27 protein-coding genes are annotated in these 25,920 nt (G+C 34.8%); 20 read left to right on the top strand and 7 right to left on the bottom strand.

Going from position 1 to position 25,920, the window contains the following annotated elements; all coding sequences use genetic code 11:
- Positions 1–243 precede the first annotated feature (243 nt).
- Both I215_RS12545 and I215_RS12540 read right to left on the bottom strand, forming a co-directional pair.
- Complete coding sequence (locus I215_RS12545) at positions 244–915, bottom strand: 3-keto-disaccharide hydrolase (RefSeq protein WP_008992350.1); 672 nt, start codon at positions 913–915, stop codon at positions 244–246.
- Between the two features lie 419 nt (positions 916–1,334).
- Positions 1,335–1,736 (bottom strand): hypothetical protein, encoded by a 402-nt coding sequence (locus I215_RS12540; protein WP_008992349.1) that lies wholly within the window; start codon positions 1,734–1,736, stop codon positions 1,335–1,337.
- 395 nt (positions 1,737–2,131) lie between these two features.
- Between I215_RS12540 and I215_RS12535 the strand changes: the two genes are divergently transcribed.
- From I215_RS12535 to rfbA, 7 genes are all read left to right on the top strand, one after another.
- The gene (locus tag I215_RS12535) at positions 2,132–2,452 is read left to right on the top strand and encodes a nucleotidyltransferase family protein (protein ID WP_008992348.1); all 321 of its coding nucleotides are present in this window, start codon (positions 2,132–2,134) and stop codon (positions 2,450–2,452) included.
- 109 nt (positions 2,453–2,561) lie between these two features.
- Positions 2,562–2,777 (top strand): hypothetical protein, encoded by a 216-nt coding sequence (locus I215_RS12530; protein WP_237738964.1) that lies wholly within the window; start codon positions 2,562–2,564, stop codon positions 2,775–2,777.
- 5 nt (positions 2,778–2,782) lie between these two features.
- Positions 2,783–3,079 carry a DUF2695 domain-containing protein gene (locus tag I215_RS12525; RefSeq protein ID WP_008992346.1) on the top strand — a complete coding sequence of 99 codons (297 nt, stop codon included), beginning with the start codon at positions 2,783–2,785 and terminating at the stop codon, positions 3,077–3,079.
- Positions 3,080–3,163: 84 nt separating this feature from the next.
- Positions 3,164–3,778 carry a hypothetical protein gene (locus tag I215_RS12520; protein WP_008992345.1) on the top strand — a complete coding sequence of 205 codons (615 nt, stop codon included), beginning with the start codon at positions 3,164–3,166 and terminating at the stop codon, positions 3,776–3,778.
- A 140-nt stretch (positions 3,779–3,918) separates the two neighbouring features.
- On the top strand, positions 3,919–5,184 hold the full coding sequence (locus I215_RS12515; protein WP_008992344.1) for a nucleotide sugar dehydrogenase: 1,266 nt from the start codon (positions 3,919–3,921) through the stop codon (positions 5,182–5,184).
- Between the two features lie 6 nt (positions 5,185–5,190).
- Positions 5,191–6,276 carry a dTDP-glucose 4,6-dehydratase gene (rfbB, locus tag I215_RS12510; protein ID WP_008992343.1) on the top strand — a complete coding sequence of 362 codons (1,086 nt, stop codon included), beginning with the start codon at positions 5,191–5,193 and terminating at the stop codon, positions 6,274–6,276.
- A 5-nt stretch (positions 6,277–6,281) separates the two neighbouring features.
- A complete protein-coding gene (rfbA, locus tag I215_RS12505; protein ID WP_008992342.1) occupies positions 6,282–7,145 on the top strand; it encodes a glucose-1-phosphate thymidylyltransferase RfbA in 864 nt (287 codons plus the stop codon).
- 85 nt (positions 7,146–7,230) lie between these two features.
- On the opposite strand, the gene I215_RS12500 is transcribed toward rfbA, so the two are convergent.
- Both I215_RS12500 and I215_RS16675 read right to left on the bottom strand, forming a co-directional pair.
- The gene (locus I215_RS12500; protein ID WP_008992341.1) at positions 7,231–7,482 is read right to left on the bottom strand and encodes a DUF6364 family protein; all 252 of its coding nucleotides are present in this window, start codon (positions 7,480–7,482) and stop codon (positions 7,231–7,233) included.
- Positions 7,483–7,785: 303 nt separating this feature from the next.
- Entirely contained in the window at positions 7,786–7,914 is a 129-nt protein-coding gene (locus I215_RS16675) for a hypothetical protein (RefSeq protein WP_394330798.1), read from the bottom strand.
- A gap of 186 nt (positions 7,915–8,100) precedes the next feature.
- On the opposite strand from I215_RS16675, the gene rfbC reads away from it, so the two are divergent.
- The 13 genes from rfbC to I215_RS12440 all read left to right on the top strand — a co-directional run bounded on the left by rfbC (position 8,101) and on the right by I215_RS12440 (position 21,869).
- The gene (rfbC, locus tag I215_RS12495) at positions 8,101–8,643 is read left to right on the top strand and encodes a dTDP-4-dehydrorhamnose 3,5-epimerase (RefSeq protein ID WP_040460389.1); all 543 of its coding nucleotides are present in this window, start codon (positions 8,101–8,103) and stop codon (positions 8,641–8,643) included.
- Between the two features lie 75 nt (positions 8,644–8,718).
- On the top strand, positions 8,719–9,534 hold the full coding sequence (rfbD, locus tag I215_RS12490) for a dTDP-4-dehydrorhamnose reductase (protein ID WP_008992339.1): 816 nt from the start codon (positions 8,719–8,721) through the stop codon (positions 9,532–9,534).
- Positions 9,535–9,853: 319 nt separating this feature from the next.
- Positions 9,854–10,612 carry a cytidylyltransferase domain-containing protein gene (locus I215_RS12485; protein WP_008992338.1) on the top strand — a complete coding sequence of 253 codons (759 nt, stop codon included), beginning with the start codon at positions 9,854–9,856 and terminating at the stop codon, positions 10,610–10,612.
- A complete protein-coding gene (locus I215_RS12480) occupies positions 10,609–11,643 on the top strand; it encodes an N-acetylneuraminate synthase family protein (RefSeq protein ID WP_008992337.1) in 1,035 nt (344 codons plus the stop codon). The genes I215_RS12485 and I215_RS12480 overlap by 4 nt, the downstream gene beginning before the upstream one ends.
- Positions 11,644–11,689: 46 nt before the next feature.
- Positions 11,690–12,214, top strand: coding sequence for a KdsC family phosphatase (locus I215_RS12475; RefSeq protein WP_008992336.1), 525 nt, complete (start codon positions 11,690–11,692; stop codon positions 12,212–12,214).
- Between the two features lie 121 nt (positions 12,215–12,335).
- Positions 12,336–12,833: an acyltransferase gene (locus I215_RS12470; protein ID WP_008992335.1), complete on the top strand. Its 498-nt coding sequence runs from the start codon at positions 12,336–12,338 to the stop codon at positions 12,831–12,833.
- A gap of 378 nt (positions 12,834–13,211) precedes the next feature.
- Entirely contained in the window at positions 13,212–13,424 is a 213-nt protein-coding gene (locus tag I215_RS16210) for a hypothetical protein (protein WP_156800272.1), read from the top strand.
- Between the two features lie 566 nt (positions 13,425–13,990).
- Positions 13,991–14,962: an O-antigen ligase family protein gene (locus tag I215_RS12465; RefSeq protein ID WP_162131563.1), complete on the top strand. Its 972-nt coding sequence runs from the start codon at positions 13,991–13,993 to the stop codon at positions 14,960–14,962.
- Between the two features lie 123 nt (positions 14,963–15,085).
- Positions 15,086–16,480, top strand: coding sequence for a hypothetical protein (locus I215_RS12460; protein WP_008992333.1), 1,395 nt, complete (start codon positions 15,086–15,088; stop codon positions 16,478–16,480).
- Positions 16,481–16,483: 3 nt separating this feature from the next.
- The gene (locus I215_RS12455; protein ID WP_008992332.1) at positions 16,484–17,740 is read left to right on the top strand and encodes a lipopolysaccharide biosynthesis protein; all 1,257 of its coding nucleotides are present in this window, start codon (positions 16,484–16,486) and stop codon (positions 17,738–17,740) included.
- A gap of 228 nt (positions 17,741–17,968) precedes the next feature.
- On the top strand, positions 17,969–19,105 hold the full coding sequence (gene wecB, locus I215_RS12450) for a non-hydrolyzing UDP-N-acetylglucosamine 2-epimerase (protein WP_008992331.1): 1,137 nt from the start codon (positions 17,969–17,971) through the stop codon (positions 19,103–19,105).
- On the top strand, positions 19,098–20,339 hold the full coding sequence (gene wecC, locus I215_RS12445; protein ID WP_008992330.1) for a UDP-N-acetyl-D-mannosamine dehydrogenase: 1,242 nt from the start codon (positions 19,098–19,100) through the stop codon (positions 20,337–20,339). The genes wecB and wecC overlap by 8 nt, the downstream gene beginning before the upstream one ends.
- Before the next feature lie 336 nt (positions 20,340–20,675).
- On the top strand, positions 20,676–21,869 hold the full coding sequence (locus I215_RS12440) for a glycosyltransferase family 4 protein (RefSeq protein ID WP_008992329.1): 1,194 nt from the start codon (positions 20,676–20,678) through the stop codon (positions 21,867–21,869).
- A 202-nt stretch (positions 21,870–22,071) separates the two neighbouring features.
- Here the strand turns inward: I215_RS12440 and I215_RS12435 are convergent, their stop codons facing one another.
- The 3 genes from I215_RS12435 to I215_RS12430 form a co-directional block, all read right to left on the bottom strand.
- On the bottom strand, positions 22,072–23,616 hold the full coding sequence (locus I215_RS12435; protein ID WP_008992328.1) for an RNA-directed DNA polymerase: 1,545 nt from the start codon (positions 23,614–23,616) through the stop codon (positions 22,072–22,074).
- Positions 23,617–23,739: 123 nt separating this feature from the next.
- The gene (locus tag I215_RS16205) at positions 23,740–23,952 is read right to left on the bottom strand and encodes a hypothetical protein (protein WP_156800271.1); all 213 of its coding nucleotides are present in this window, start codon (positions 23,950–23,952) and stop codon (positions 23,740–23,742) included.
- A 280-nt stretch (positions 23,953–24,232) separates the two neighbouring features.
- Positions 24,233–25,396: a glycosyltransferase family 4 protein gene (locus I215_RS12430; protein ID WP_008992327.1), complete on the bottom strand. Its 1,164-nt coding sequence runs from the start codon at positions 25,394–25,396 to the stop codon at positions 24,233–24,235.
- Positions 25,397–25,920 lie beyond the last annotated feature (524 nt).

Here is a 25,920-nt window from a genome sequence, read left to right as displayed (position 1 = left end):
TTAAAACTTACACACTTCCTGGGATAGTGTCAAATATTATTGAAATTCTTGCTATTGTGTTCTTATACATCCTTTATTATGTCTTGAACTCTCGAGAACAGCAGCTTTATTGTTGTTTCTAAATCCACCTTGTACATCTGTATCCATTCTAGTACACCTCTTATTACCACTAATGCCTTTATTCTTGGCCATACCTTGAAAATCTAGATTCAATGCCTATGAGTTGTTTGTGTTAGGGTGTGCTTACAACTGAGTTAACTCCAGTTTTCTAAATTCAACTTCTGAACCTTCCGCCTGGACTGCAATTTGTCCTTTTTGGGCTGTAGCCTCGTATCCTTCATTGACAAGATCGCCATTAACCCATACACGAACGGAATCAGCTTTAACTTCGATGGTCATGTGATTCCATTCTCCTAAGGGTTTCTCTGAATTATCAGTTAGGTTTTTGATACGTCTCTTTTTGCCTTCTATAACACCCCAGCTTTCCTTAGGTCCGCGACGCTCTACCATGTTGTCAACTTTGATGTTTTCTCCGATACACCAGAAATCACCGGCATCGCCATGTTGCATCTGAACTTCAATTGATTTTGGGAACATTCCATATAAAACCCGTGGGGTAGAAGCATGAACAAGTACGCCACAGTTCCCAGGCTCACCTGCAAACCGATATTCAACATCTAATTTATAATTCTCATAGGATTTATCTGTGATAAGATGTCCTTGAGGATTTCCTAAACTTACCAAATTACCGTCCCGAACTATAAAAGGATTTATAGCTTCCGGGTTGTTATCCATATCCGGCACATCCACATGCCATCCGGTTAAGTCTTTTCCATTAAACAGACTTTCTGTTTGTTGACTCGTGCAAGAGGCTAAAACAATTAAAATAAAGCAAAGGGAATAAATGGTTTTCATGGTTTGAAATTAATGTCAATTAATGATTTGTTTATACATTAAGTGCGATTAAAACACTTGTTCAATTACAAATATCGTTAATTTCAATGAATTGAGTTAAAGTTTAGATATATGCGCTTCATGTTTATAATATTCCCCAAATATTAGGATAGGGAATGAGGTAGCGATATGGGTCTGAACATATGAAGGTAACAAGAACAAATCCACTGCATCTAACAAGGCTAAAGTAACTGCCCGAGGGATCATTGTGTAACTAGGCCTTTTCGGTTCTTCCAGACAAATTTGAATTACTTCCTATCCGATTTTCAATTGGAATCGGGAGTTTAAAAAAACAGATCCGGCCCTTGGGGCCAAATCTGTTTTACGGAAATTTTATGCTATTATGCTCCATTACTTAAAAGTTATGGAGAAAAAGTTGATCAAAGCTGGACCCTAATCGACCCGTTTCGAAAGAAGACTTCGGCATCGACGGTAACGGGTCTACGAGTTCTTCGGGAATAATAAACATCCTGCTCATAATAATAATCGTCATTATGATAAAAGCCATGATTACAAGCATCACAATCCTCCAAATGTTCAAGTTCCCGTTTTCTCAACTCTTTATAATATTTTCTTTCATTTTTGGCCAGTTCTCGATAATACTCCCTTTCATCTTTTTGCATCTCTCTACGGTATTCAGCCATTTTTTTGTCATGCTTCCGTTGTCTTTCCATTTCTTTTTTATAGTGCTTCTTGCTATGTTTCCATTGATCCTTATGTTGGGAAAATACCTGTCCTACTATTAAGAACATGAACGATATAAATAATACGTTGGTTTTCATGATTGTCAATTTTTAAACTTTAGTATCTAAAAACAAAAGTTGTGCCAAAGAAAATCCTGCTTGCTGTTTTTGTAACGGAGCTACTAACTAAACGGCTAAGTAATCCAGTTAATTCAATGATACGTTTAAAAATAGTTTAAATGCTTGAATAACAACAAAATAATGATCTAAAAATAAAGATAACTGACCTATTATCAATGTGTTATTTGTTTTATCATTAGCGGATGCAATGTAATTCATGGGGATAAATCCACCCATAGTGATCTTACAAAAAAACATTCTTATCAAAATCCCAAGCATTGGTGGACGCCATCGTTTAACTACTGACCTCCAAATGTTTTATCTTTCACGGTCTAAACACTATGTTTACTAAAATGCGGTAAAAATTTTGATCGATGAATTCATTAATTAATGACAATATTGACAAAATTAAAGCTTTATGCAGGCAACATAAAGTGGATAAAATGTATGTCTTTGGATCCGTACTAACTGATGATTTTTCACCTCATAGTGATGTTGATTTTTTGGTTAAATTTTTTCCGTTCGGAACTAATGGTACTTTTTATAATTATTTTGACTTTAAAGAAAGTTTAGAGAAGCTACTTAAATGTAGGGTAGATCTTGTAGTCGAAAACACATTGAAGAACCCTTATTTTATAAAAAGAGTAAATGAAAATAAAACACTTATTTACGATGCCGGGGGTTTGATTAGTTAATATGAACTTAGGTGATTTTTACTATTAGCAAAATGTTGCCGATTCCATCTTGCAGAAGAACATAGTTTCCGGTCAAGTCTTGAACATTAAAGGAGTTAATAGTTTATATTTGAGTAGTAACTTATCCATAATGGAATTCGAAGAAATATTCAAAAAGGCAAGTGAAGTCGAAGGTCTAGAAGGTATGACAGTCAATGAACGGCAGTATGTTAGCGGATTAATGAAAGTATTTGATGCCTCTAAATGGCGTAATAGGGATCTTGCCAGAACAATACTTAAAGCCTTAAATGTTGACGAACCTTCTATTAACAAAATTCTGGACTGACCCATATGCCACCCAAAGAAGAAAAACAACAACGTAGACAACTTCATAAAGAAAGAGCACAAAAAGATAAGATGGAGTTTTTGAGGAATCTTCCACTCGCTCAGCAAACTATCACTGATCTATTTGATAATTTGGATTCAGAACTTGAGTTCAATGGTTGTGAACACGACTATACCTTAACCGACAGATTCCTCGCACTGCAAGAAATAAAATTGACAGATCAAATGATTGAGTGGTTTCAGGATAATGGTGGATACTGTGACTGCGAAATACTTTGGAATATTGAAGAAAAATTCGAGTAAGTATTGATAGCTCCTTAGTTATGACCTAATTAAATAATTATAAAAGAAAAATCACTAACTTTTATTCCAACCCTATTTTTATTTATGGCTTTTTCATTGTTCAACACTCAATCAAAAGAAGATAGATTTTGGAACTGGTTCTTGAAAGATCAAGAAACCTATTATGCAGAAGTTGATAATCTTGACCTTCGAGAAAAGTTGTTTGATGACTTGACAACTCACCTAGTGAAAGTTCATCCTGATTTGGTTTTTGAGTTCAGTCCAATACGTGAGAGTGAGGTCAGAGAATTCATCATTTCTACAGATGGTATTAAAGCAGCTTTTCCATTGGTGGAGAAACTTGTGGCAAAGGCACCAACTATTGAAAAATGGCAATTTAATGCGTTCCGCCAGAGGGTTCCCGGAGATGAACTGGCAATATGCTATGGCGATTTGGAAATTAGCTATTCTGATATTTACTTTAGGTACCAGGATGGTGGATACGGCAAGATAGGAATTGAGCTGAATATTAGAAATTTCAATGGTGAGGATTATATAAAGAACGCAATCTACATTTTGTTAGATAGTTTAATCGGAGAGTATGACGTAACAATGGGGTTAGATTGGATTGAGTGGGTGAAATTAGACGAGTCCAATATTGAAAACCTAATTCCTTTAACTGATTTAAGAGACATATTGGATGAAAAGAAGGCAAGGTAATTCCAGAAAATGGTATTTCTACGTAACGCCATAAAATAAGTTGCTGTGCTCTTTAATCCACTTATCAACGCATATTAATATTTCTTTATTACCAAGTTCAACCTATAAATCCTATTTTTACAATATTATTCGAAAAGTAGATGACTGAAAACTATAAGATAGGTATCATTGGTTTAGGCTATGTAGGTTTGCCATTGGCTGTAGAGTTTGCCGGTAAGGGTTATGATGTTCTTGGGTTTGATATCAAGGAAAAACGCATTAAGGCTCTTCAAAATCATAATGACGAAACCGATGAAATCACTAAAGAAGAACTACAACAAGTAAATAACTTGACTTTTAGCAGTGATGAAACACTCCTAAAAGACAGAAACATATATATTGTTACCGTTCCTACACCCGTAGATGATTTTAAACAACCGGATTTAGCACCATTAATAGCTGCAAGTACTACTGTAGGTAAACATCTAACAAAAGGAGATATTGTCATTTATGAGTCTACTACCTATCCAGGCTGTACCGAAGAAGACTGTGTACCTGTATTGGAAAAAGTCAGTGGATTAACATTCAATCAAGACTTCTTTTGCGGTTATTCTCCAGAGCGAATCAATCCGGGGGATAAAAAAAGAAGACTTCGTGATATTGTAAAAGTCACCTCGGGAAGTACACTCGAGACGGCCGATATAATTGACGCCCTCTATAAAACCATAATTATAGCTGGAACTCATAAAGCTTCTAGTATCAAAGTAGCGGAAGCATCAAAGATCATAGAAAACACCCAAAGGGATATTAACATCTCCCTTATAAACGAATTAGCCCTGATCTTTGATCGTATCGGAATCGATACAGTAGAAGTATTGGAAGCAGCAGGAACCAAATGGAATTTTCTGCCCTTTCGCCCGGGACTAGTTGGTGGTCATTGCATTGGTGTAGATCCATATTACTTAACTCATAAAGCAGAACGATTAGGCTATCACCCACAGGTGATTCTTTCCGGAAGACGAATCAATAACAATATGGGTGTGTTTATAGCAAATAAGATGGTTAAGTTGATGGTAAAAAGTGAGCTACCTGTAAAAAACGCAAAAGCCTTGGTTTTGGGCATTACCTTTAAGGAGAACTGTCCTGATGTTAGAAACTCCAGAGTGATCGATGTTATCGAAGAATTACAAGGCTTTGGACTGAAAGTAGATGTTTATGATCCTTACGCTGATAAGGAAGAAGTGAAAAAATATTATAACCTTGATTTGATCGATCAATTAACAGATAGTTACGAAGCTATTGTATTGGCTATAGGTCATAATCAGTTTTTAGAATTAGATCTCGAAGTCTTAAAAGCCAGTAAAGATACCGTAGTATTCGATGTTAAAAGTGTTCTCCCTAAAGGACAAGCAACCGCAAGATTATAGGTAAATATGAAACATCAATCAACAAATAAAAAAATATTAATCACAGGTGGAGCCGGATTTATCGGCTCTCATGTGGTACGCTTGTTCGTCAACAAATATCCTGATTATCATATAACTAATTTGGATGCATTAACCTATGCCGGAAACCTGGAAAATCTCTATGATATTGAAGGTAAACCTAATTATAACTTTATAAAAGGTGACATAACAGATGTCGCCTTCATAGACGAACTATTTAAACGAGAACAATTTGACGGGATAATCCATCTGGCAGCAGAGAGCCATGTGGATCGATCTATCACAGATCCTTTAGCCTTTGTACGCACCAATATTCTTGGAACGGTAAATCTTTTAAATGCCTCCAAATCAAATTGGCAGAACAATACGCAAGGAAAACGATTTTATCATATAAGCACCGATGAGGTCTATGGTAGTTTAGGGGATTCTGGTTATTTCACGGAGAAAACTGCGTATGATCCGAACTCACCATATTCCGCATCTAAAGCTGGTTCGGACCATTTTGTAAGAGCCTATGGAGAAACCTATAAACTTCCCTTTGTGATCAGCAACTGTTCCAACAACTATGGTCCTTGTCAATTTCCAGAAAAACTTATTCCTTTATTTATCCATAATATTATAAATAATGAGCCCTTACCTGTCTATGGGGACGGTAACTATACTAGAGATTGGTTGTATGTTGTTGACCATGCCGAAGCCATAGATTTGGTGTTTCACAAAGGTGAAAATACTCAAACCTATAACATTGGCGGATTTAACGAGTGGAAGAATATTGATTTGGTGAGACTATTATGTACTTTGATGGATGAACGATTGAACAGGAATCAAGGAGAATCAGAAAAGCTTATCAACTTTGTAAAAGACAGACCAGGCCATGACCTGCGTTATGCCATTGATGCCAATAAAATACATAAGGAGCTGGGCTGGAGTCCGACAGTAACTTTTGAAGAAGGATTGGAGAAAACTATTGATTGGTACTTAAGTAATCCAAAGTGGTTAGACCATGTCACCAGTGGAGCCTATCAAGACTATTATATTAAGCAGTATCAACAGGACGATACAAAGATAAAGTAAATCATATGAAAGGAATCATATTAGCAGGGGGATCAGGAACTAGATTACATCCACTTACACTGGCAGTAAGTAAGCAACTCATGCCGGTGTATGATAAACCTATGATTTATTACCCGCTTTCAACCCTCATGAGTGCCGGAATTAACGAGATCCTAATCATAACTAGCCCACAAGATAAAGAGTTATTTGTCAATTTGTTGGGTGATGGGAAAAAATACGGATGTCGATTTGAATATGCTACTCAGGAGCAACCTAATGGACTGGCGGAGGCTTTCATCATTGGTGAAGAATTTATCGGAAATGATAAGGTCGCACTGATTCTGGGGGATAATATCTTTTATGGAACTGGGCTAAGTGAACTACTTAAACAAAACAATGACCCTGAAGGCGGAATTGTGTATGCCTATCACGTTCATGATCCACAACGGTACGGGGTAGTGGAGTTTGACAAAAACGGTAAAGCTGTTTCTATTGAAGAAAAGCCTAGCCATCCCAAATCCAATTATGCAGTACCGGGAATTTATTTCTATGACAATGATGTTATAGAAATAGCAAAACAAATAAAACCCAGCAGAAGAGGGGAGCTTGAAATCACAGACATAAACAAAGCCTATCTACAAAAAGGAAAGCTCCAAGTGAGTATTCTGGATAGAGGAACAGCCTGGTTGGACACTGGAACTTTTGAATCGTTAATGCAAGCTTCGCAGTTTGTTGAGGTTATAGAGGAACGGCAAGGTCTTAAAATTGGCTCCATCGAAGCAACAGCCTATGAGATGGGCTATATTGACAGTCAACAATTGAAAGCACTGGCTGAACCTCTTTTAAAGAGCGGATATGGAAAAAGACTACTTAGTTTGATAAAGGAATAAGTGTGCAAGATCAAAAAGAAGAGGTAACGATGATATGAACCAGTCATAGTAGATACTGATCTAGTTAAACATCCAAAATTACCATTCATTTGTATTTCTCGATTAAACAATCTGAATATTCTTTTTTGTAATCCAAATCATTGGAAACGCTTGTTCCTGTTGAAATACTTTTTACAAAAGGAGAAATTTGAAATTCATCTTTTTCGTTTTCAGAGGTCAATGATTGAAGATAAAATTCAATGATTCGTGATAAACTTATTTTTTTATCGGAAGCATATTTTTTGGCTTTCTCAAGAACTTCATGCTTAAGGCTGAGCGTCAGTTTTTGATCCTTCACCTTACGTTTATTACGTTTTAAAATATTTTTATTGTCTGAATTATTAAAATCCTATTGTAAAGGGTTGATAAATATATGATTAAATCCACAAAAGATAAAAATCTACCCTTGTTTTGTGACATGAAATTAAAAATGTCACCATTGAAAGAGCTCATTTTTTTCTAGTTTATGGTTTCAGCTCCCCGCTTACATAAATTACTTTGTTAATAATCATAGCTTGGGATAAATATGCCAAGTAAATGGCAAAATGCTTCCTTTTTTGAAGCCTATGAAACTTTTAACTCTACAGTAGAATCGTTGTTTTTAGGCAGATTTTGGGCTAACCTGAATTTGCCCTCCAATTGCTTTTAAAACTTTCATTACGGTTGCAAATTGAGGTTTTGCACCATCTGATAATGTTTCTAGGCGAGTAATAATTCCTCTATATCGCAAATTGAACCGAAACCACTTGATATTGTCGTTCTTAAAAGCCTCAGGTTTTAAAATTTCTGTTTTTGTTCTTTGGCAAAAATAAAAGCAGTTATATTTATCCTGTCGAAAATCAGAAGGGAGGCTTTAGGTAGTAGCCTTTGTGATAGGGAAAAAGAAATTGAAAAGAGAATAGATTACGGATTACAGATGATTGTAAAAGAGACCACATTAAAAGGGTGCTATATTATTGAACCTACCATCCATAGGGATGACAGGGGGTATTTTTATGAAAGTTATCACAAAGAAAAGTTTGAGAAGGCTATCAATGAAAAAATTCATTTTGTTCAAGACAATCAATCCAGATCTAAGCGGGGAGTACTAAGAGGGATTCACTTCCAAAAAGGTGAATATGCACAGGCCAAACTAGTACGGGTTTTACAGGGAGAAGTATTGGATGTAGTTGTGGATCTTCGAAAAGATTCCAAAACCTTTGGACAGCATGAAACCATTCTATTGTCAGAAAAGAATAAAAAACAGCTCTATGTTCCCAAAGGATTTGGTCATGGTTTTATAACCCTAACTGAAACCTCTGAATTTTCTTATAAATGCGATAACTATTATCATAAGGAATCAGAAAGCGGAATCATATACAACGACTCTACTTTATGCATTGATTGGGGAATTCCGGAATCAGAAATTATTGTATCTGAGAAAGATCAACTGCTTCTAAGTTTTAAAGCATTGTTTTGAGATGACGTTATGAGGCTTACATGAATTAACCCATCTGAATTAAAATCACACACCTAAAACATACAACGTCCGTTAATGTCAAAAAACACATCACATAAGCGTCTATTATCTTCAGAAAAGAAAACCATTCTAGTTACCGGTGCCAACGGGCAACTAGGGATGACTTTTAGAAAGCATGAAAAGGACTATCAGGATTTGAATTTTGTGTTTATGGATGCTAAGGCCTTGGATATTAAAAATCAAAAGGCCGTAGATCGGGTATTTGAACAAGTCAAACCAGATTACTGTATTAATTGCGCCGCCTATACCAATGTCGAAAAGGCAGAAAAAGAACCGGAAAAAGCATTCTTGGTGAATGCAGTAGCTGTTGAATTTTTAGCAATGGCATGCAAAGCACAATCTTGTATTTTAATACATATTTCGACTGATTATGTATTTGACGGCGAAAAAACGACACCCTACACGACCACAGACACTCCTAATCCCATTAATGTCTATGGGGCTTCCAAACTACAAGGAGAGCATAATATTAAAAAATTCTTAAGCCAATATTTCATTATTCGAACTTCCTGGTTGTATAGTAGGGAATTCGGAAAGAATTTTTACCGAACAATACTCCAAAAAGCTCAAACAGAAAAAGAGCTACATATTGTTGACAACCAGGCAGGTTGTCCCACAGATGCCGAAAATTTAAAGGGTTACATTCTTGATTTAATTATGAACCGCAGTGACAACTACGGTATACATCATTTTAGTGATAAGGAGGTTATGAGTTGGTATGATTTTGCCAAGCTCATCTTGGAGGAAAATAATATCCAAAACACAATCCTCATAAAAAATAACAGCTATAAAACCAAGGCAAAAAGACCTGTTTATAGTGTTTTGGGATAATAATTCTCTTAAATAAATACCTCCAGAAGCAATCTTATAGTGAAGCTTTACTATTTCTACAACCCTCAATCTACCAATAGATTGTTGTTCTGCTTTTTCAACTTTAGGCGCTACACAAACAAATAATCCTTCGAAATTACCATGTTACGTTAGTGTAAAATATAAAGATGATAATAATATCTTACAATGTAGAGCGTTCTACAATCAAACAATTCAATACGATTGTTGTATAAGGTTATAATTACCTTAGGATAGCACCGTATTCACATTGTTTTAGCCCTAAATCTACGTATTACTTTACGATTATTACTATTAAGCTATGACTGAAAAAATCGGTATTATTATACAGGCGCGTACTGGTTCTACCAGACTGCCCAATAAGGTAGTGCTTCCTTTCTACAACGGGAGCTCCATTTTGGATATTTTAATCAATAAACTTCTTGTGTTTAAGGACACTTATAAGATCATCCTGGCAACAACAGACGCCCCGGATGATAAGGTTCTTGTTGACATTGCGAAAAAATATAATATCGAATATTATGTTGGCGACCAATTGGACGTATTGAAAAGATTCGTGGATACTGCAACAGAATTTAATTTAGATACTGTTATTAGAGTTTGCGCCGATAATCCCTTCCTCGATACAGGTTTTATTCAAGATTTGATTGATTATTTCAAAAGTCATCCAGGATTAGATTATCTGAGTTTTAAAAATCATAACGGAACTCCAGCTATAAAAACCCACTTGGGTCTATTTACTGAGATCGTCACCTTAGATGCCTTAAGGCGTGTACAACAGCAAACCAACGAGAAACTCTACAGAGAACATGTGACAAACTACATTTATGCTAACCCTGATAAATTTGAAGTGCATTTGCAGAAAATGCCGGATTATCTGAATTCCAGGGGGGACCTTAGGTTCACCATAGATGACCAGGAGGATTTCTCAAACCTTAAAGAATTATACACCTATTACACACAGCATAACGATGACATAAAATCAACGATTCAACACGTTGATCAGCATACGAACACTTTAAAATTGATGATTAATAACATTAAAAAATACGAAAAATGACATACGTAATTGGAGAAATAGGCCAGAACCATAATGGTTCCGTTGATATTGCAAAATTGCTTATTGATGCAGTTAAAAGACCTGTAAATGACAAGTTATTCGGTAACGAACTTAAGATTATGGACGCTGTGAAACTTACAAAGCGGGATCTTAGTCAAGAATTGTCAGCTTCGCAGATGAATAGAATTTATGATACCCCAAATTCTTTCGGTCGAACTTATGGAGAGCACAGAGAATTCTTAGAGCTTAATGATGAAGAACATCACGAGCTTTACAAATACGCCAAAGACAGGGGTATTGATTTTGTAGAAACATTATGCGCTGTAGGTTGTTTGAGTTTGTTAAAGCTCTTTACTCCGGATCGGCTTAAAGTAGCCTCCAGAGATCTTACCAACCTGCCATTATTGGCTGCCATGGCAGAGACAAAAATTCCTATGATTTTATCCACGGGTATGGCCGGCGAAAAAGAGCTGAACGATGCTTTGGATACCATCACAAAGTATCACTCTGATGTTTCTATATTGCATTGTGTTTCTGAATACCCCACTCAGTATACAAACGTAAATTTAAAAACAATTACGTATCTTCAAAAGCAGTATCCACAATATACAATCGGGTACTCTGATCATACTATTGGTATTGCCACTCCTATCGCAGCTGTTGCCATGGGTGCAAAAATTATAGAAAAGCACATTACCCTTGACAGGCAAATGAAAGGTACAGATCAGGCAGGATCATTAGCTGTAGACGGTATTTACAGAATGATGAGGGATATCAGAAACCTCGAAAAATCATTTGGTGAAGAAGGTATCTTTATTGAAGATTCTGTTAAGGCTGCAAGAGAGAAATTAGAGCGATCTGTTGCGTCTATTCGTCCGCTTTCTAAGGGTCACATTATTACGGAAGAGGATATACATTTGTTGAGCCCGGACGACGGATTCAAATGGATGCAAAGAAGTAATGTAGTAGGGAAAAGGCTGAGCAAAGAAATTCAGAAAGATGAAATCATCTACCCGGGTGATATTGCATAACAGTAAATAATCAAAGTAGACCAAACGAGTAACATAATTTAAATCTATGGTTTTACCAAAATTAATAATCACCGATATTGACGGTGTTTGGACCGATGGTGGTATGTATTATGATAATTTTGATAATGAATTCAAAAAGTTCAATACATACGACAGTGCCGGGGTATTATTTGCCAGGATGTTAGGAATCCCCTGTTGTATCATAACAGGGGAGTCTACTAATATTGTAAAAAGAAGGGCCGATAAATTAAAAATCGAACATACTTTTTTAGGCATAAAGGATAAAGTTCAGGTGGCTGAAGACCTGATTTCTAAATTAGGAATTTCCATGGACGAAGTGGCCTTTATCGGAGACGATATCAATGATTTTAATCTTCTGAAACATGTAGGTTTAAGTGCATGTCCTTCCAGCGCACCGGATTACATCAGAAATGAGGTAGATTGGGTATTATCCAAAAAAGGGGGTGAGGGGGTTTTTAGAGAATTTGTTGAGAAGATTCTTTATCAAAACGATATTGATATTAAAGAACTTCTAATTCAAAAAGAAGTGATTAAAAACTTTATTCAGTGAATCAAATACGAAAATTGAAGTCGAAAGGAAATGGAAAATCGAAATATAATAGGATGCATTTTCTTTTTATTGCTATTTCAAAGAATTACCTGTTAGATTCCAAAGGACTAATGATTAAGTTATGACGCGAATTATAAAATCTATATTATCCTGGCTCTTTACTTGTTATGCTAAGTCTACCGCCAAGAACTGGAAAGCTGATATTAAGGCGAATGGTTTTACCAAACTCACTAGTAAAACCATTCTGGGAAAAAATGTCCATTTTAACGGTATGCGAATTTTTGGGGTCGGAACATGTTACATCGGTGATAATTTTCATTCCGGTTTTGGGTGTAATATTATGACTTCACACCATAACTATGAAGGAGATAAAATACCCTATGACAAAACCTTAATTATTAAAGGAGATACCATTATTAAAGACAATGTCTGGTTTGGAATAAATGTGACAGTAATGGGAGGTGTTACCATTGGGGAAGGAGTAATCATACAAGCGGGTAGTGTAGTGGTAAATAACATTCCGGATTACGCCATAGCTGGAGGTCACCCGGCAAAAGTATTTTCAATTCGAAATATCGAACATTATCTTGAACTCAAAAAGCAAGGTCAGTTTATTTAGTGGGGCATATGTATTGTTTCTGTTAATATCAAGTCTGTCATAAACTTGAATTAAAAAGATTTAAAAAACGAATACTTTGCATCCTGTGTTATATTGACAGTTTTCAATTAGACAGTGGTTTAAGAGGCATCATTTAGAACTATTGGAGGATTAATCAGCACAATGCAGGATAATGAAGTTAAGATGCAGAAAAAGTTAATCAAAAAAAGTAATAACTTAAGTCTATAGACGTTCTTGAATCAGGTAATCTCAATTTGGGATTTTATAAATAAACAATCCATAGCCCCCAAGCTTACTACAATATTTTGATTTTTATAAAGTTGAACAAGCGATTCTGATCACTTGTCAATAAAACGTGAATAAAATCTAGTTAGATAAATGGAAGTAAGTAATGTTTGCTGTATTGGCACAGTCTATGTTGATTGCCCTACTACGGCGGTCGATTTAAAATTCGCCGAGCTCTGCACTAGTCAAACGGCCAGAGGATCCAAGTCCGATAAAATCGTAATTGCAAAATCCCCCCTTCATTTAAGAATATCTCAAACTATCAAAAATGTACGTTCTGAAACTGGAAACAGAGTGACTTTTTAGATGTTTCCATTGATGATCTTATAGAATAAAGTAGAATTTATACGGATCTTTTTTTTTCGAACAGATTCTTACTGATGGAGTATAAAGTGAAGTAGGTGGAAAGGCTAATTAAGATATATAAAAAACATCTAGATAAGTAATGGAATATTATTCTATGTCCAACGATGGCAATAAAGCTTTGAAAAAGGCTCAATAATCATATTTGAATGTTGAAAATGATAATTAAACTATTAAGGATAATCGAACATTTCATGGTGATAGATGCACCGATACACAGGCAATCATATCAATTAAGTAATTAGTGATCAACACCAATGGTGAGTAAAAGTTTTAATAAAGATTTATTAATTGCGGTATTGCTGGTGCTTCCATCATTTGCATTTGTACCGCTGTATTTGTATTTATTGTTAGTGCCCCTAATGATTACACGCAACACAAAATTAGATTTCAATTTTTACCTCATTGTTCTAATTGTGTTATTGAGCGTAATGAATCAAGTGTTAAATCTAAAGATTCTCTTAAGAGACTTTTCCTATGCTGACATAATTCCATACACAATATTTATTATGATTTCCTATTTGTTTGGAAAAAATGTAAATGCTCGTGTATTTCACTATTTGTTGCTATTTCTTTCATTTGAGATATTCATAGGAGTATTAGAATATGTCTCAGGGGTGAAATCGTTTTTTCCGGCAGTGCTTAAGAACATTGTGGGGGAAGCTCCTTTTGGTTTCAACGGTTTGATATACTATAAACGAGTAGCCGGCTTGAGCACTAATTCAAGTGTATTTGCATTTAAGGTGTTTATTGGAATTTTGCTGCTTCACCATTTGAAAATTAAGGGAAGAAAATTGTATATATATGCCACTATTTTTAGCATTGGAATACTAATTACATTTACCAGATCAGTTATTCTAGCGGTATTATTTTTTTTGACATTAGCCTGTATTCCTCAAATGTCCAATTTTCTAAAAGATTTATTGAATCGAAAATTAAGAGTATTATATATTCTTTTAGCTATTGGTGTATTTGCGCTTTTATTTACACTTATTTCCAATTGGGAAGATTTGTATTTTCAATTAAATAGAGGGATGGAGGACGTAGATATGTCTGAGCGTGATATCGTACTCCAACTGTATTATAATTTTTTAGAGGAACATCCTTTTTTTGGGAACGGTTCCTATAAGTTGTGGATGAATATAAATGGTACACTGTATCATGGGCATAATTCTTACCTGCAAACTTTCGCAACACATGGGGTATTTATTGGGTTGTTATTTCTCTATCTGGTTTTTCGAAATATGAATAAGTATAATTTTTATTATCTGCTTCCAATTCTCATTTTATCCCAATTTCAGTACGTGATATTTTGGGGAGTATCATTTATGGATCTCGTTTTTTTCTATTTCCTTTTTATAACTAAGGATAGTTTGATTAAAGAAAAACTTCTAACAGAAGAAACTAAAGGAAAAGTCAAAGAGAAAACTGGTTTAACAAATCTCAAAGTGAGGCAGATTGAGAAGGGGCAAATACTTTGAAAAGGTATAAGATTACTGAACTAAAATTTTAAAAAAAAAAGCAGCAAAGTATGATCAATATTTTGCCGATTAGCGGACTAGTTATTAGTGCTAGAAACAAATTATAAACCAAGTTAGGACCAAGTGAAGATATTAAAAGAAATAGAACAGGATAAAGGCATATTTGCCCTAAAATATAAAGGCATATCGATATGGCCTGTCTTAAGATTAAAGAGTTTTTATCAAATTTTAGAGCAACAAAAAGGAGCTACCAATATCACCAGAAAATTGAACAAGTCTTCAGTTTTAGTGATTTTAAAATGTTTCTTTTACGGTTTCTCGGAACTTTTTAAATTAAGTCGCTATGATTATTTGGTTTTTTCTTGTTCCGAAAGGAGAAAACATGTAGATGGCTTATACCCTGAACGCGTAGTGGAAGGGTTTTTATCCCAAACAAATTCATTACTGATTGAGAATCCTTTTCCACTGGGAAAACATTACAGGAAAGACCAGATACCCACTAAGAGCATCATGAGTGAAAGTATCTTGTTCATAGGGATTTTCATACTAGGCTTTTTTGGATATAAAAAGAGTGCTTTAGAAAATGAAAAGGTCTTTTTAGACATTCAAAAAAAGTATGATTTTAAAATCAATTATAACCGATTTTTACTGATCTATGAAGGACAATATAGACTGATTAAACTACTACTTAAGTGTTTTAAAAAACCTAAAGCCGTATTCTTTGTTTATTCGGCCTCTTCTATGGGCTATATAAGAGCATTTAAAGAATTTAATGTGCCGGTAATAGAAATTCAACACGGGGTTATTAATAAAGAACACAACGCCTATAACGTCTATAATGATTTCGGGAACGAATTATTTCCAGATTATCTGTTGACCTATGGATACAGAGAGCTGGAGGTGTTTAATAACCCGGAAAACTATTTTATAAATCCAAAGAATGTAACGCCCGTTGGATACTATTTGCTTGATAAATATCTCTCAAATCAATCCGACGATCAGACGGAGTATATCCAAAATTATAAAAAGAAGTATAAAACAATTGTGGCTTACACCCATCAGGAAGTTTATGAAAAGGAGATCCTGGATTTCCTTATTGAATCGGCGAATTTAGCGCCTAATGTGTTGTTTCTGCTTTTGCCGCGCTTTGATCTAAAAGAGGTGCGTGAGAATATGCCGGAAAACTTAATAATTGAAAAGAATTTGAATGTCTATGACTGTTTACGATTCGTGGATATTCATTCAACAATATTCTCCACCTGTGCTATTGAATCCTTGAGTTTTGGGGTGCCTAACATCATGTATAATTATCAGAATTTTTCAAAGTCATATTATGCTGATATTCTAGGCGATGTGAATCATACGATCTTTGTGGACTCACCATATGAATTTGTCCATGCCATCTCAGCTCATAATTTTGAGTCTAAAGCGTATATAGCTTCGGCTTCTGATAATTTCTTTAAACGAGACTTCATAAGCAACATGAACCATTTCATTAAAGAGGAACTTAATTCGTAGAACATGAAGGAAATCAATTTGTTGAAAAACATATCCGGGTTTGCTTTTTTCAACGTGCTTAACTCAACAATTCCATTTTTGTTATTACCTGTTTTAACGGCCTATTTGAGCCCGGAACATTATGGAGTAGTCGATATCTTTTATAATACCACACTTATTATAACACCCGTTATAGGACTTTGTGTTGTTCAATCTATTGGAAGGTTCTATTTTGAAAAGATAGTACTTTCGAAATTTGTGTCAACAGTTCTTGTGATCCTGCTTTCTTCAGGGCTAATTATTACAGCCCTGTCTCTGGTTTTTAATATTGTATTTGAAGATTACTTATTGAGCTATGATATTCCTCCTTATTTGATCTTCTTGGCTTTTCTGTACACCCTGTTTACACAAATCTCTGAAATTCTTCTCGCTTTATGGCGAGTATCCTATAAGGTAGCTCATTTTGGGATCTTTCGTGTAAGTAAGACAGCGCTGGATTTGGGGCTTTCCATTTTTTTAATCGTAAGTCTAGGTTATGGGTGGCAGGGGAGAATCTACCCTCAAGTCGTAGTAGCATTTATTTTTGCAGCCATTGCTTTATATTTATTATTTAGACTTGGTTATCTAGATGGATTAAAGGCAGACAAAACCTATAAAAAGGAAGCCTTGTCATATAGTGTGCCATTGATCTTCCATACTTTCGGGGGTTATGTAATTAATTTTTCAGATCGCTTTTTTATATTGCTAATGCTTAGTATGAGTGATGTAGGGATATATTCAGTGGCCTATCAAATTGGAATGGTCATATCGCTGGTTCAAAACTCATTCAATCAAGCTTGGGTACCATTCTTTTTTCAAAAATTAAATGAGAATACCCCGGCAAGTAAAAGAAAGATTGTTCAAATCACCTACATCTATATTGCGTTTTTGATAGTGATGACCTTGTTGATCTATTTGCTAATTCCTGTCATATATAAATACTTTATCAATGAGAGTTATAGTGATGGTGCATCTTTGATAATTTGGGTTTTACTTGGATTTTTGTTTAATGGGATTTATAAGATGTTGGTTAATTTCTTGTTTTATGATAAACGAACCAGGCTGGTTGCCGTTTTGTCAATAAGCTCGGCAAGCTTAAATATAGTATTGAATTATTTCCTTATTAAATTTAATGGAATCACAGGTGCAGCTCAAGCGACCATGTTAACCTTCTTATTTTTTATGTTGGTAATTCTCTACGTTACCCTGAAATCTTATAAAATGCCATGGAATTTAAAATAAAGAATTAACAATATAATCACATCCTAAATTTGTAAGTAAATAAGTTTTAAAAGTCCTATCCAAATAATAATATCCTAGCGTAATTACCGTTTTACAATACAATGATATTAATCCCCGAATAAATACCTATATACAGAATTTTACGATGACTTAGATTGATAAGTCTTAAAAGAGTCGCTTGAACAGCGTGTTCTTGTGTGAATTGTGAATAAAAACTTAAAATGCTAAATGAAAATTAAAAATCTGATCATTTTTGGTACTCGCCCTGAGGCCATTAAAATGGCGCCATTAGTGAAGGAATTCCAGAAAAATAACCAAGAATTTGAGACTAGAGTTTGTATCACAGCTCAACATAGGGAGATGCTTGATCAGGTGCTTGAATTCTTTGAAATTAAGCCTGATTACGATTTAAATCTGATGAAACCGAATCAGAATTTATACACTTTAACCTCCGATATTATAACCGGGCTCAAACCGGTTTTAGAAGATTTTAAACCAGATTTGGTTTATGTTCATGGGGATACAACTACAACTATGGCATCAAGTATAGCCTCCTTTTATTCCGGAGCCAAAGTATGCCATATAGAAGCAGGATTGCGAACCTTTAATATGCAATCTCCCTTCCCGGAAGAAATGAATCGATGTGTAACAGGAGTGGTTACAAATTATCATTTTTCTCCAACCGAAACTTCAAAGAATAATCTGTTAACCGAAGATAAAAAGGATGAATCCATTTTAATTACGGGTAACACAGTAATTGATGCTTTACTTTTTAGTGTAGCTAAAATTAAAAATACTGATTTTGTTGATCACCAGGTTCAAAAACTAACAGATCTTTTAGAATCCGATAAAAGATTGGTACTGGTAACCGGACATAGACGAGAGAATCACGGACAAGGGTTTTTGAATATCTGTAAAGCCTTAAAAACAATAGCTGAAGAAAATAAAGATGTACAAATTGTATATCCTGTTCATTTGAATCCAAATGTGCAAAAACCGGTTTATGATCTATTGTCAAATATTGACAACATTAAGTTGATAGACCCGCTTTCATATCCGGCTTTTGTTTGGTTGATGGAAAAATCTTATTTGATTATCACCGACAGCGGAGGAGTTCAGGAGGAAGCACCAAGTCTGGGGAAACCTGTGCTTGTAATGCGGGATACTACCGAGAGGCCGGAGGCTGTTGATGCAGGTACTGTCGTGCTCGTTGGAACCGATAGTAATAGAATTATTAAACAAGCCTCACTGTTGTTAGACGATAGTGAGGCATATCATAAAATGAGTGCATTACATAATCCTTACGGGGATGGTAAGGCATGTGAACGGATTGTAAATTTTATAAAAGGAATTTCAAATGAATAAGCCAAATGTAGTAATGGTAGGACTTGGATATATAGGTCTGCCGACAGCTGCTTTAATTGCTCAAAATAAAACTAATGTTCACGGAGTGGATATTAACCCTAAAGTGGTAGAGACCATTAATGCGGGAAAAATACATATTGTTGAACCGGAACTTGATCAGGCTGTTGCCAATGCAGTTAAGCAAGGCTATTTAAGGGCTGCTGTTAAGCCTGTTGAGGCCGACACCTACCTTATAGTGGTTCCGACTCCATTTACAGGGAATCACGAGCCTGATATTTCTTTTGTGAAATCTGCTACCCAGGGTATTATTCCATTATTGAAAAAGGGGGATTTATATATTATTGAATCCACCTCACCTATCGGGACTACTGAAAAAATGATGGATCTTATTTTTTCTGAGAGACCAGAACTTGAAGGGGAAATTTACATTGCCTATTGTCCTGAAAGAGTACTTCCGGGAAATGTTATGTATGAATTAGTTCATAATGATAGGGTCATAGGAGGAGTGGATGAGCGATCTACAGAAAAAGCTGTGTCTTTCTATAAGGATTTTATAAAGGGGGATTTACACAAGACAAATGCCAGGACAGCTGAGATGTGCAAATTGGTAGAGAATTCTTCGAGGGATGTACAAATTGCATTTGCAAATGAACTTTCACTTATTTGTGATAGAGCCGGCATAAATGTTTGGGAACTTATTAGTTTAGCAAATAAACATCCTAGAGTTACTATCCTGCAGCCGGGAAGTGGTGTAGGGGGTCACTGTATAGCAGTGGATCCTTACTTTATTGTAGCCGATTATCCTATGGAATCTCAAATCATAGGTAAAGCAAGGGAGATAAACAATTACAAATCCTTCTGGTGTGCGGAAAAAGTTCAAACTGCTAAACTAGAGTTTGAGTTAAAGCATGGAAGGATACCGAATATTGCGCTTATGGGATTGGCGTTTAAACCCAATATAGATGATTTGAGAGAATCTCCGGCTAAGTATATTGCTCAAAAAGTGCTACAGAATTCAAATAATGAACAATACTTTATTGTAGAACCCAATATAGAGGAACATAATGTTTTTAAACTGACAGATTATAGGGATGCCGTAGAAAAAGCTGATATTATTGTGTTCTTAGTGGCACATAATGAGTTTAAAGATCTGAAAATAGCTGATGATAAAGTGGTGCTGGATTTTTGTGGAGTAAATAAGGGGTTAACTGCAAACCGAAGTTATGCATTTTAGATGTTTTTTTTAAAACACCCGAGCTAGAGTCTAATGAAGTAGGGGAAATATCAAGGATTTCTAAATGGGTCTTTTAAGGATGCGTCTTCGCGTTTAATATGTTTTTTAGCCTTAAATGTGCCCATTTTATACGCAAATAGAATTTTGAAGATGAGGTAAACAAATTTGGATCAGTAAGTCTGTTGAACAGACATATGTACTGTAATAAAGATTAATAGGTGTTGTAATTAAACTAAACCTGCCGTTGTCATCGAAATTCAATTTGCTAAATAGCTAACTATAAGAGATTAACTTGTGTTAAGCTGTAGTTAATACTAAATTTTAAGTTTATTCAAAATGAAAATACTTTTTCTAACTGATAATTTTGTTCCTGAAACTAATGCTCCCGCAACCAGGACTTACGAACATTGCAGAGAGTGGGTAAAGCAAGGAGTTGATGTTACCGTAATAACCTGTGCACCCAACTTTCCTAAAGGAAAGGTTTTTAAAGGGTACAAGAATAAATTATTTCAGAAAGAAATAATAGATGGGATTAAGGTCATTCGCGTTTGGACATATATATCAGCAAACCAGGGAACAGTAAAAAGGATATTAGATTATGTTAGTTACATGATTAGTTCCTTTCTCGTGGGCTTATTTATTAGAACAGATCTAATTATAGCTACTTCTCCCCAATTCTTTACAGCAATATCCGGAAGATGGTTGGCATTTTGGAAAAGAAAGAAATGGGTTATGGAAGTAAGAGACATCTGGCCGGAATCAATTAAAGCCGTGGGAGCAATGAAGGATGGGTATATCCTAAAATACTTTGAATATCTGGAACACCGGATGTATGAATCAGCTGATAAAATTGTAGTGGTTACCGATTCATTTAAAAAGTATATACTAGAACCTCATGGGATAGCGGAAGAAAAAATAGCGGTTGTTAAAAACGGGATTTTATCTGACCATTTTGTTCCAAAAGAAAAGGACAGCCAACTCTTACAAGATTTAAATTTGCAAGGGAAATTCATTATTGGCTATATTGGAACACATGGTATGGCTCATGCGTTAGATTTTATTTTAATGGCTGCAAGTAAATTACCAAACAGGAATTACCATTTTCTTTTAGTTGGCGATGGAGCTCATAAAGAATATTTAAAATCTTTGAAGGAAAGTCTAAATCTGGAAAATGTTACCATGCTTGACAATGTTGATAAAAATCGAGTAAAGGATTATATTTCGATTTTGGATATAGGTCTTGTAAATCTAAAGAAATCGGACACTTTTAAGTCAGTAATACCTTCTAAGATTTTCGAATTATGCGCAATGCATAAGCCCATTCTAATTGGAGTCGAAGGAGAAGCTCAACAAATAGTAGAAGGTTATAACGTAGGTCGCAGCTTTATCCCAGAGGATTATGATAGTTTTGAATCACAACTTGACCAAATGTATCACAGCAGCAATCTTTCATATGATTTTAAAAAGGTACTAATTGATTTCGATAGGAGAAAACTTGCAATTAAGATGTTAGATTTTATTTCCAAATAACTTTTTATTCATAGGATGGATACACTGGATATTTGGTTCAGATTGACAGGGAATTAATGCCTTTTACAATCATTAGTTTCCGAAAACAACTAAAACCCTTATGCTTGGACCTACTGCTGACTTCGACAACGCGTTACCCTATATGGGTACCTCGGATCAACTTGCGCCACCTATTTCGGTTTCATTTAGAGTGAAATAAACATTATTCCTCGGTTTTCTTAAATAGAGCTAAATGTTCGAGTAATTCTTTATTCTTACCTGGCTTTTTAATTATTTCAAATAGTTTCATTTCCGTTGGTATTGGTTTAAAGAATTCCAGTCCATTAGTCTTTAGACTTTTTATTAATGGTGACTTGAATTTTTTAGGAAATGTAACTGGAAATAAATTTAGAGATTTCACAAAATATATGAGCCATATAAGGTCATATTGATTGTCTTCAATATTCTTTAATTTTTCATTTAGCAGACTTTCAATAACAGAAGTAATTTTAGCTGTTATTCTTTTCTTCCCTTGATTTTTCTGTATTATTTTTTCAATTATTCCAAGTATTTGAGGAAAGGACTTGTTTCTTCTTTCTTTTAAAAGCAGTAATAAACTTATTGCCTTAAGTAAATCTTTATCTTTAAAGTCGAATTTTAATTCATTCTCGTTGGTTGTTAATTCACTTAAAAATCTATCCACAACTCCAGTTCCTTCATGTTTTTTGTCCACTTTTAAAGTTCCACGCAACGAGCTTTCAAATCGTTTATAATTTATTTTTTTTCGATATCTTACTGAAAAGGGTTGATAGTCAGCTGTCCATTCTCTAAAAAGACCTTCTGGAAGTTCGTCAATTTTAGATTTACTTTCGTTAAGAGTCAAATTGAAAACTGCCATTTGTTTTTGTAAAGTCTTAATTATATAGTTGGCGTCTTCTTTTGAATGGCATAAAAACCTATAATCGTCTTTGAAGCGAACACCAATAAAATCAATTCCTTTTTTGTTAATTATTTTCGAGGATTCTGTATCAACAGTGCTTAAAACTATTTCTGAAATTAAGTCAGAAATTGCAGGTCCAATAGCAATTCCATTAGTGCAACCATCATTCGCATATTGAATCAACTTGTCAAGTTTTAAACCTAAAAATTTTGCAAAATCACTTCTGTTTCCTTTGGCTCTAATGGTCTTTTTTGTATGAATTGCCCAAGCAATACTATGAGTGTAAATCGAAGGGTAGAAGTTTTTTATGTCAGTTTTTAATATGAATTTGTAGTTGTATGCTTCAGCTACTAAATCATTTTCAGCCATTTCCAAAAATTCATAAATCATTCTTCCTGCACGAAGATGACCTAAAATACCTTCATTCTTTTTGGATACTGGAATTGGAAAACTGTATGAATATATTTTGTTTTGAGCTTTGAATAATGTTTTTATTATTAAATCCCATTCATTCATTAGGTACCAAACTAAATCGTGATAGATTTTCGGTGCAATAATTCCAAATGTTCTGTCCGTAAGTTGCGATTTAGGGAAAGAAACGTTTACTAAATCAGATTTTTTAGGCTCGAATTTCGGTTGGGCACCTGTTGTATCAACTTCATAGTATGGATTATCTTGTAATTCAAATTTTTTAACTTGAAAACAAGGTGGAATTACATACTGTTCAGGATAGTAACCTTCCTCCAATAGCCATTTTGAAATCTTCACTTTTGGCACTTTTTTCAGAAGCCTTTTTGTTTCTTTGTTATGTTTCTTTGGTAAGGACATCTGTTTCTTTAAATTGGCTACAACATATGAACAAACACATGTGGTGTGTTAATTTTAATATTATATACATTCAAATATACAGAAATACATAGAAATCTCATGGGTTTTATAGAATTGTAGTTATTATTGTTCAGTAAAATGCGACATTGGACGCATTTCAATGGTTCCCATCGTAATCCTAAAAGCTCGCTCTATAAACCAGAGGCTTGAATATTGGTCATAGACTCCCGGTGAGGGTAGCACCAATAGTTTTAACCTATTTGAATTTCCGGTTATTTTCTCGACTACCACCACGCTGGTAGTCCCAAATCGATTTTTCTTTCTACGCAAAAACATGGGTAAAAATAGCGAATTTGGCCTCCGCGTCACCCTAGTTGGTGAAGCAAAATTTGCAACTTACTGACTATTCATTAGTTACGAAATAGAGTCAAAAAAAGTGTCGAAATCAGGATAAGTGATTATGATATCCATATAAAATATCCGCGGCTATTTGGTTCAAATTGACTGGAAATTAATGTTTTCACACTCATTAGTTCCCGAAGATTGCTAAAACCCTTGACTGAATAAAGGTCGAAAAGGGCTTGCTTGGTGTTATTTATTTTTTAGTATAATTAGATTACTTATGCTTGGATCTACTGCTCCAGGCTAGCGGCGGGGTTAAATGTAACTTATGTTTAAGCTCCTCAACTTTTCTTTTTAAGAACACCTTTCTCTTTAAGTTGGGTATGCTATAATCTAGCCTAAAGAAAAGATAGGCCAAAGCTATGCAGGTAAATAAGAGCAATATTATCATCCAAAGATTTGATGATGCACTGCCCATGATAATTAAGATGACGACAAATATCAAATTAAACCCTGCTATGGTACAACTGGCTTGTCTGTGGGACAGTTTTAAATAATCTACCATTACATGATGGGTATGGTTACGATCCGGGGAGAAGGGTCCCTTTTTGTTGGCGATTCTAAGGGTAAATACTCTGGCAGTATCAAACAATGGTACTATCAATATTCCCATGGCAACTAGTGGAGCACTATCCAAGTGGAATGGTAATTCTCTATAGTCAGATGGATTTAACGCCAAGAATTTCAGCGTAAACATGGCAATCATAAATCCTACAATGAGCGACCCTGTATCTCCCATAAAGATTTTCTTGGTCTTTGATAGGTTATAATACAAGAAGGCGCTTAAACAGGCTGTTAGCGCTATACATAATAAAGAATAGAAGAACTCATGTGAAAGGTAAAATATGATGGTGTACATGGTAAGTATAACTATACCTACCATGGCTGCCAATCCATCGATACCGTCAATGAGATTGTAGGCGTTAATAATGGTGATCATTAAGAATCCACCTATGAGTAAATAAACAAAGTAGGGGATGTCATTGATCCCTAAAAAGTCATGTAGTGAATGGATTGTAAAACTATCGCTTGCCAGTATAAAAGAAACGGCTATGATCTGAGCGGCTAGTTTGGTCAGCGGAGATAGAACCACCAAGTCATCTTTTAGTCCGATGATAAACAAAATCGTTATTGCCGGTACCAGATAGATGGCTTCATTGTACATATCCTGGCCTTTTAAAAAGAATATAGCCAGTATTAAGCCATAGTAAAAGGCGACACCACCCAAAGTGGGTGTAACTTTCTTATGTGAGCTCCTATGGTTTGGATTATCCATGAGCTTCTTATACTCTACAACTCCAATTATTTTTGGAATTGTAAAAAAGGTAAGTAAAAAAGCACCCACCAATAATACTATTGCGGTTTCTAAAAAATACATTCGTTGCGATTATTCAATATAAGTCTATATTGATTAGTTAAAATAAATACCTAAAACACTTGGGCACCACAGCCCAATTCTGTCAGACTTTTCATCTTATCTGACACTACTTATTAACGAGAGATTTATGAGATTGTTGTGCTATTCGTAGATGAAAACTTACATTTTATCCTATGTAAATTAATTGTTTCCCCCTTAAGCCCTTGATGTCATAGGTTTAAAAGTAATATAGACTGAAATTCATATACTATGGTTTAACGATTAGGTAATATTTTACTGCATTAACATTAATTTTAAATAGGAAGAATTTGTGATGGAGAAAATTCAAGAATTCGGGACTGAGGGTCTATTTTTAACATAGAAGTTCATTTTACACTCCATTCCCTGGATTTTTAATAGCTATTCAAATAAGCATGAAACTCTTCTCACATTATGATTATAAAATTTCCTAATCATATCGCACTAAGATCATAAATTTCGCAATTTTGATTCATTGGGTTATAGAAGTTGCAATTCATTCGCAA

It is taken from the genome of Galbibacter marinus, assembly GCF_000300875.1.
Lineage (GTDB): Bacteria > Bacteroidota > Bacteroidia > Flavobacteriales > Flavobacteriaceae > Galbibacter > Galbibacter marinus.
Note: the sequence above shows the minus strand (reverse complement) of the source record. Positions and strands in the feature narration are given on the sequence as shown.

Coding starts and splice junctions, on each gene's coding strand:
- I215_RS12525 (WP_008992346.1), top strand. CDS start 2,783: ATGCCACCCAAAGAAGAAAAACAACAACGTAGACAACTTCATAAAGAA.
- rfbA (WP_008992342.1), top strand. CDS start 6,282: ATGAAAGGAATCATATTAGCAGGGGGATCAGGAACTAGATTACATCCA.
- I215_RS16210 (WP_156800272.1), top strand. CDS start 13,212: ATGGAAGTAAGTAATGTTTGCTGTATTGGCACAGTCTATGTTGATTGC.
- wecB (WP_008992331.1), top strand. CDS start 17,969: ATGAAAATTAAAAATCTGATCATTTTTGGTACTCGCCCTGAGGCCATT.
- I215_RS12440 (WP_008992329.1), top strand. CDS start 20,676: ATGAAAATACTTTTTCTAACTGATAATTTTGTTCCTGAAACTAATGCT.
- I215_RS12520 (WP_008992345.1), top strand. CDS start 3,164: ATGGCTTTTTCATTGTTCAACACTCAATCAAAAGAAGATAGATTTTGG.
- I215_RS12480 (WP_008992337.1), top strand. CDS start 10,609: ATGACATACGTAATTGGAGAAATAGGCCAGAACCATAATGGTTCCGTT.
- rfbD (WP_008992339.1), top strand. CDS start 8,719: ATGTCAAAAAACACATCACATAAGCGTCTATTATCTTCAGAAAAGAAA.
- I215_RS12435 (WP_008992328.1), bottom strand. CDS start 23,616: ATGTCCTTACCAAAGAAACATAACAAAGAAACAAAAAGGCTTCTGAAA.
- wecC (WP_008992330.1), top strand. CDS start 19,098: ATGAATAAGCCAAATGTAGTAATGGTAGGACTTGGATATATAGGTCTG.
- I215_RS12515 (WP_008992344.1), top strand. CDS start 3,919: ATGACTGAAAACTATAAGATAGGTATCATTGGTTTAGGCTATGTAGGT.
- I215_RS12535 (WP_008992348.1), top strand. CDS start 2,132: ATGAATTCATTAATTAATGACAATATTGACAAAATTAAAGCTTTATGC.
- I215_RS12545 (WP_008992350.1), bottom strand. CDS start 915: ATGAAAACCATTTATTCCCTTTGCTTTATTTTAATTGTTTTAGCCTCT.
- rfbC (WP_040460389.1), top strand. CDS start 8,101: ATGATTGTAAAAGAGACCACATTAAAAGGGTGCTATATTATTGAACCT.
- rfbB (WP_008992343.1), top strand. CDS start 5,191: ATGAAACATCAATCAACAAATAAAAAAATATTAATCACAGGTGGAGCC.
- I215_RS12470 (WP_008992335.1), top strand. CDS start 12,336: ATGACGCGAATTATAAAATCTATATTATCCTGGCTCTTTACTTGTTAT.
- I215_RS12430 (WP_008992327.1), bottom strand. CDS start 25,396: ATGTATTTTTTAGAAACCGCAATAGTATTATTGGTGGGTGCTTTTTTA.
- I215_RS12485 (WP_008992338.1), top strand. CDS start 9,854: ATGACTGAAAAAATCGGTATTATTATACAGGCGCGTACTGGTTCTACC.
- I215_RS12475 (WP_008992336.1), top strand. CDS start 11,690: ATGGTTTTACCAAAATTAATAATCACCGATATTGACGGTGTTTGGACC.
- I215_RS12455 (WP_008992332.1), top strand. CDS start 16,484: ATGAAGGAAATCAATTTGTTGAAAAACATATCCGGGTTTGCTTTTTTC.
- I215_RS12465 (WP_162131563.1), top strand. CDS start 13,991: ATGATTTCCTATTTGTTTGGAAAAAATGTAAATGCTCGTGTATTTCAC.
- I215_RS12540 (WP_008992349.1), bottom strand. CDS start 1,736: ATGAAAACCAACGTATTATTTATATCGTTCATGTTCTTAATAGTAGGA.
- I215_RS16205 (WP_156800271.1), bottom strand. CDS start 23,952: ATGTTTTTGCGTAGAAAGAAAAATCGATTTGGGACTACCAGCGTGGTG.